A 6,121-nucleotide genomic window follows, 5' to 3' on the forward strand; every position below is an offset into this window, starting at 1 on the left:
GCCCACCGTCCGTCCGAATCGGGACGATAGGTGTGGATCAGGAGAACCCGGACACGACGAGAGGTGTGCACGATGCACGGCACAGTCCAGAGCCACCTGGTGATGAGTCTCGTGATGTCCGACGAGATCTCCCTGCGGATCGGGGTCGACCTCGGCTACGAGACCGACGACCCCTTCGCCGTCCGCTTCACCTTCCACCTGCCCGGGGACACCCCGGTCACCTGGTACTTCGCGCGCGAGCTGCTGGTGGACGGGGTCAGCCGGCCGACCGGCGAGGGCGACGTGCACATCCACCCCCTCGGCGCCGAACTGGGCGAGGTCTGCCTGGTGCTGCGCTCCCCGGACGGGGCGGCGCGGTTGATCGCGCCCGCGCCGCCGCTGATCGCCTTCCTCGCCCGGACCGACCGCCTGGTGCCGCTCGGCCGCGAGCAGACCGAGGTCGAGCTCGACGCCCAGCTCGCCCTGATCCTCAGCCGCGGCCGGGAGAGCGCCGGCTGACCCGCGCCGGCCGGCCCGCGCCGGTGTCAGTCGTCGTCAGTCATCGTCACCGAAGGCGAGGTTGAGGCCCCAGGACACCACACTGATGATCAGCGCACCGAGCAGGGCGGACCAGAATCCGGCCACGTGGAAGTCCAGGCCGATCTTGTCGGACGTCCAGGACGTGAGCCAGAGCATCAGGGCGTTGATCACGAAGGTGATCAGCCCCAGGGTGAGGATGAACAGCGGTAGCGAGAGCAGCTTCACCAGTGGCTTGATCAGGAAGTTCACCACACCGAAGACCAGCGCGACGGCGATCACCGTCAGTGTCTTGTGCCAGAAGTCGCCGCCCGAGAGGGTGATCCCGTCGACGATCCAGGCGGCGACCCAGATGGCCACCGCGTTGATGAGCGTTTTGACCACGAAACTCTTCATGGCACCGGATGGTCGCAGGCCGTTCGCCCGCTGGGAAGCTCGGGGCGGACACGACCTGCCGCAGTCCGGTGTTCAATGTCCTCCGGCCCGTACCGGGCGCGGAGAGGAGCATCGTGATGAAGGTCTTCCGGCTGGACGAACTGGACGCGGAGCGCGCTGCCAACCAGGGCGCCTACCTGCGCTTCCTCAAGGAGCGCCAGATGTCCGCCGGCCTGTACGCACTCTCCCCCGGGGACACCGACACCCAGGCCCCGCACGACCAGGACGAGATCTACCAGGTGATCAGCGGCCGGGCCGAGCTCACCGTGGGCCGGGAGACCACCACCGTCGGGCGCGGCACCGTGGTGTACGTTCCGGCCGGGGTCCCGCACCGCTTCCACCACATCACCGAGGAGCTCCGGGTGCTGGTCATCTTCTCGCCGCCCGAGGACTGAACGGCCGGCCGGCCGCCGGGTAGGGTCGGCCGGGCGCGACCGCCCGAGACGAGGAGTGACACCGTGGCCCTGACCGACGAGCTCTGGTCGGCGATCGAGCCGGTCTACGAGGAGATCCTGGCGCACCCGTTCATCGCCGGCCTCACCGACGGCACCCTGCCGCGGCGGGCCTTCCGGCACTTCGTCGTCCAGGACTCGCACTACCTGCGGGACTACGCCAGGGCGCTGGCCGTCTGCGCGGCCAAGGCACCGGGCGAGGCCGAGGTCCGGGCGTTCGCAGACGACGCGGTCGGGGCGATCGCCGCCGAGCAGGGCATGCACGCGGAGTTCCTCACCGCGTTCGGCGAGAGCGCCGACCGTGCCGCGGCCGAGCCGGTGCTGCCCACCACCCGCGCCTACACCAGCTACCTGCTCGCCACCGTCTACGGCGGCTCGTTCGCCGAGGCGGTCGCCGCGGTGCTGCCCTGCTACTGGATCTACGCCCGGGTCGGGGAGCGCCTGCTGGCCGCCTCCTCCCCCGAGCCGCTGTACGCGAAGTGGATCGCCACCTACGGCGACGAGCAGTTCCAGTCGGTGGTGCGGCGCGTCCTGGAGCTCACCGACCGGCTCGGCGAGCAGGTCTCCCCCGCCGAACGGCGCCGCATGGTCGAGCACTTCACCCTCACCTCGCGGTACGAGTGGATGTTCTGGGACGCCGCCTGGCGCGGCGAGACCTGGCCGGTCTGACCGGCACGGGCCGGGCCCCCGGCACCCGTGGTCGGGGTGACCCCCGGCCCGGGTCTCGGGGTGATCTCCGGGTTCTCTCCGGGGCTCGCGGGCTTCGTTCGGCCGGTGGGGCGGCCTACGATCGAAGTACCGAAAACGACCGGGGAAACGGCGGACGAGAACCGCGCCGAGCCCGAGGGGAGAGAAGGAACGGACATGGCCGAGCTCTGGAAGTCGCTGCCCTCGTGGGTGCGCAACATCGTCGTCCCGATCCTGGTGGTGATCCTGGCGTGGAACCTCCTGTGGTTCGTGGTCGGGGTCGTGAGCTCGCTGATCGGCTTCCTGCTGAAGGTCCTGCTGGTGGTCGGCGTGGGCGCCGCCGTGGTGATCCTGATCAAGAAGGCCGCCAAGAGCTGACGCCGCACGCACGAAGGGCCCGCACCCCGGGGGAGGGTGCGGGCCCTTCGCGTTCTGACCGCGCCGATCGTGCGGCGCGCCGTCGGTCAGTCCTCGTCGGTCAGTCCTCGGAGAACCAGCCCTCGAGGTCGGCCACGACATGCGTGCTGCCGGCGGAGTTGTAGACGTCGGCCGCACCGCCCGTACCGAGCGGGGTGGTCACGTGGTTGGGCGTGATCGCGCCGGGGACGAGGTTGAGGTTGGACGTGCCCGGCCGGGCGGTCCCGTCCGGCCAGACGGTGAGGTAGCCGTTGGAGGTCGGTGCGACGGCGGTGACGTTGAGGACGGCGGCGGTGGCGTTCGCCGGAACACCGTGCGAGCCCGCCAGGGGCACCGCGGCCCAGGCGCCCGGGCCGAGCGGGAGGCGGGTGCCGTCGGACCGGGTGTCCCGGACGCGGACGGGCACGGTGGGGGTGAACCGGCCCTTGCCGCCCGGGCTGTAGTAGCCGAAGACGTCGACCACGACCCGGGTGTTGCCGACGTGGTTGTACACGTCGATGGAGCCGTCGGCCCCGACCGGGACGACGGCCTGGTTGGCGACGGTGCGGCCCGTGGGGAAGTTCAGGTTGGAGACGGTCGGCCGCCCGGTGCCGTGCGGGTAGGCGGTGAGGTAGCCGTCGGCGGTGGGGGCGTCCGCGGTCAGGTTGACCACGACCGCGGTGGCGTCGGCGGGGACCCCCGCCGTGCCGGCCACCTTCACCGTGGTCGTGGCGTCGCCGGCCATGGCGGTGTCGGAGAGCCGCGCGGGCGAAGCGTCACGCGATCTTGGGATCCTTTGCTCAAACATGACCGTCCGTCGCGGCCAGGGACGACGTCAACTCCCACCGCGGCCGGTACCCCTGGCGCTCGGCCCTCGCGGTGTCCAGCACCACCGGGCGGGCCAACTGGTCGACCGCGTACGGGGTCAGGCCCGGCAGCAGGCCGTGGCGGGCGGCGAATTCCGCGGCGACGAGCGGGACGTGGCGGATCCGGGCGCGGACCCCGTGGGCGGCGAGCACGGTGCGCACGGCCGCGTCCCGTCGGTACGGCGCGGCGTCGGCGATGTTGTAGGCGCCGGGCGGCCATTCGGCGGCGGAGAGGCAGGCGTCCGCGAGGTTCTGAACGGAGGTCAGGCTGAGATCGATGTCCGGCCCGGGCAGCAGCAGGAGCCCGCGGCGCACCCGGGAGAGCAGCCGCGGCAGCAGGTGCGGGTCGCCCGGTCCGTACACGGCGCGGGGGCGGAGGACGACCGCGCCGGCGGCCAGGGCGAGCCGGTCGGCGGCGGCCTTGGTGCGGCCGTAGGCGTTGCGGTGCCCGGCCTCGGTGGGGTGGTCCTCGTGGACCAGGGTGCGGTCGCCGCGCGGGTCGTACACGCTGGCGCTGGAGACGAACACCACCGGCCGGCCGGCGGCCGCCTCCAGCAGGCGGGCGGTGCCGGTCACGTTGACGGCGTGCTGCTCGGCCTCGGCCGGCGAGCCCGGTGGGTGGTCGCCGACCGCGGCGGCGCAGTGCACCACGAGGTCGGCGCCGCGCAGGTCGGGTGCGGCAACGGCGGCGTCCCACGGCACGTGGGTGCCGACCGGTCCGGGCCGGCGGCCGAGGCAGTGCACCTCGGCGCCGCCCGCGGCGGCCGCGCGGGCGAGGTGGGAGCCGCAGAAGCCGCTGGCCCCGGTGACGGCGATCCGCAGCACGGTCAGCCCTTCCGTACGAGCAGTGAGGCGTAGCCGGGCAGGGCCGAGCGCCGGTCCGCCGCGGCCCGGACCACGACGGGCCGGTGCGGGGCCAGGGCGGTGAGGAAGTCGGTGAGCTGGGCGCGGGCCAGGCCGGCCCCGGGGCAGGCGTGCGGGCCGGCACCGAAGACCGCCTGGGCGGCCTGCGGTCCGGCCGGGGCGGTGCGATGGGCGCCGGCGGCGTGCCGGGCGACCAGCACCAGCCGGTCGCCGCGGCGGACCGGGCGGCCGTCGACCGTCGCGTCGGCCCCGGCGACCCGCGGCAGGATCGGCGAGGGTGCGGTCAACCGGAGCAGTTCGACGGCGAGTTCGGGCGAGATGGCATCCCACAGTCCGGCCCTGGCGCACCAGGCGGCGGCCCGCGGGAGCGCGGCCAGCGTGGTGTTCACCGCGGCGACCGCGAGCATGGCGTCCCGGCCGTGCGGGAGCATGGAGTTGAGCCGGTCGGCGGCGGCGTGGCCGGTCCGCCGGGGCAGGCCGGGCAGGTGCTCGCGGGCCGCCTCGGCCGCGGCGTCGGCGCAGGCGGCGGCGAGCTCGCGGGGCGGCGCGGTACCGCCGGTCAGTGCTGCGGCGGTGGCCCCGGCGAGTTCCGCGACGACGTCCACCAGGTCGACGGTCCCGGTGAGTTCGGTGAGCCGCCGGTCCAGTACGGCCTGCCAGTGGGGCCGCAGGCGCTCGGTGCCACGGGTGCCGAGCAGCTCGGTGAGGTCGCGGCGGGCGGCCCGGTGGTCGCCGCCGTCCTGGTCGAAGAGCAGGCCGCCTTCGGTCCGGCGGGCCGCGGCCCCGCCCGTGGTGCCGTCCGCGGTGCGGTCGAGCGGGACGCGGGTGAGGACGTCGCGGTAGGCGTCCGGGCCGTGCACCAGGACGGTCCGGCCGATCCGGGTGACGGGCCGGCGGCGGGTGGCGGCGAGCAGCGCGAACAGCACCGGGTGGCCGGCGAGGTACACCCGCCGGTCGAGGCGCCGGGCGCGGCGGTGGGTGCGGGCGCGGTCGGGTCCGTTCACCGGGCGAGCTCCCGGGCGCAGAACCGGGCGGCGGCGGCCCGGTCGGGCTTGCGGGAGCGGCCGGCCAGCGGCACCTCGCCGAGCAGCACGGCGTCCGGGCGGGCGCTGCCCATCCGGGCCAGCGGCCGTTCCAGGTCGGCCCGCAGCCGGCGCCGGTCGGTGCCGCGGCGGGGCTGGACGAGGGCGACCAGGCGTTCGTCGCCCTCCCCGGCCGGGATGCCGACCAGTACGGCGAGTTCGACCTCCGGCAGGTGCAGGGCCGGCTCGTACAGGCCCGGGTAGATGTTCTCGGCGTGCCGCAGCACCATGTCCTTGCAGCGGCCGGCGAGCACGATCCGGCCCTCGGCGTCGAGGCCGGCCCGGTCGCCGGTACGGATCCACGGGTCGGGGCGTTCGCCGAGGTAGCGGTCGCGTGCGGCGTCGCTGGCCAGCAGCAGCTCCCCGCCGTCGGCGACCCGGGTGCGGACCCCGGGCAGGGGGCGGCCGAGCAGGTCGCCGTCGCCGTCGAAGGCGGACTTCTCCGCCTCCTCGACCGCGGCCGCCGGGAACAGCTCGGTGAGCGCGTACACGCCCCAGGCCTCGGTGGCCCCGGCCCGCTTGACCCGGCGCAGCAGCTCGGCCGGGGCCGGGGCGGAGCCCGTCCAGACCCGGCCGGTGAAGTGCTCGACGCCGCGCAGCTGCGGCGGGGTCAGATAGGTCTCGGCGGGCGCCAGCCGGCGGATCTGCCGGGACAGTGTGCGGGGCCGGCGGGCGGGCAGTGCGACGGTGGCGCCGGCCGCCAGCGAGGGCACCAGGACGAAGAAGGTGCCGCCGAGCACGGCGTCGCCGGCCCGGGGCGGGACCAGGGCGGGGTACGCGGGCCGGGGGGCCGGGAGCGGGGGCCGGGGGGTGACCCGCGCGC

Annotated in this window: 9 protein-coding genes; 4 read left to right on the forward strand and 5 right to left on the reverse strand. The window is 74.9% G+C overall.

The features are described from left to right. Positions 1-72: 72 nt before the first annotated feature. Positions 73-498 (forward strand): SsgA family sporulation/cell division regulator, encoded by a 426-nt coding sequence (locus ACFV0G_RS06900; RefSeq protein ID WP_380542796.1) that lies wholly within the window; start codon positions 73-75, stop codon positions 496-498. Between the two features lie 36 nt (positions 499-534). Here the strand turns inward: ACFV0G_RS06900 and ACFV0G_RS06905 are convergent, their stop codons facing one another. Then, positions 535-912 carry a phage holin family protein gene (locus ACFV0G_RS06905; RefSeq protein WP_380542799.1) on the reverse strand — a complete coding sequence of 126 codons (378 nt, stop codon included), beginning with the start codon at positions 910-912 and terminating at the stop codon, positions 535-537. A 116-nt stretch (positions 913-1,028) separates the two neighbouring features. Between ACFV0G_RS06905 and ACFV0G_RS06910 the strand changes: the two genes are divergently transcribed. The 3 genes from ACFV0G_RS06910 (at position 1,029) to ACFV0G_RS06920 (ending at position 2,468) form a co-directional block, all read left to right on the forward strand. Further along, on the forward strand, positions 1,029-1,346 hold the full coding sequence (locus ACFV0G_RS06910; protein WP_380542802.1) for a cupin domain-containing protein: 318 nt from the start codon (positions 1,029-1,031) through the stop codon (positions 1,344-1,346). A 63-nt stretch (positions 1,347-1,409) separates the two neighbouring features. Further along, positions 1,410-2,072 carry a thiaminase II gene (gene tenA, locus ACFV0G_RS06915; protein ID WP_380542805.1) on the forward strand — a complete coding sequence of 221 codons (663 nt, stop codon included), beginning with the start codon at positions 1,410-1,412 and terminating at the stop codon, positions 2,070-2,072. A 195-nt stretch (positions 2,073-2,267) separates the two neighbouring features. Next, entirely contained in the window at positions 2,268-2,468 is a 201-nt protein-coding gene (locus ACFV0G_RS06920) for a hypothetical protein (protein WP_380542808.1), read from the forward strand. 100 nt (positions 2,469-2,568) lie between these two features. On the opposite strand, the gene ACFV0G_RS06925 is transcribed toward ACFV0G_RS06920, so the two are convergent. From ACFV0G_RS06925 to ACFV0G_RS06940, 4 genes are all read right to left on the reverse strand, one after another. Beyond that, positions 2,569-3,231 (reverse strand): hypothetical protein, encoded by a 663-nt coding sequence (locus ACFV0G_RS06925; protein ID WP_380542811.1) that lies wholly within the window; start codon positions 3,229-3,231, stop codon positions 2,569-2,571. A gap of 55 nt (positions 3,232-3,286) precedes the next feature. Further along, positions 3,287-4,177 carry an NAD-dependent epimerase/dehydratase family protein gene (locus ACFV0G_RS06930; RefSeq protein WP_380542814.1) on the reverse strand — a complete coding sequence of 297 codons (891 nt, stop codon included), beginning with the start codon at positions 4,175-4,177 and terminating at the stop codon, positions 3,287-3,289. A gap of 2 nt (positions 4,178-4,179) precedes the next feature. Beyond that, entirely contained in the window at positions 4,180-5,220 is a 1,041-nt protein-coding gene (locus tag ACFV0G_RS06935) for a cytochrome P450 (RefSeq protein WP_380542817.1), read from the reverse strand. Beyond that, positions 5,217-6,121, reverse strand: a 905-nt coding sequence (locus ACFV0G_RS06940; RefSeq protein WP_380542820.1) for an AMP-binding protein, incomplete at its 5' end; no start/stop codon positions are given. The genes ACFV0G_RS06935 and ACFV0G_RS06940, both read right to left, overlap by 4 nt.

Source organism: Kitasatospora sp. NPDC059571, from assembly GCF_042735675.1.
Classification (GTDB): domain Bacteria; phylum Actinomycetota; class Actinomycetes; order Streptomycetales; family Streptomycetaceae; genus Kitasatospora.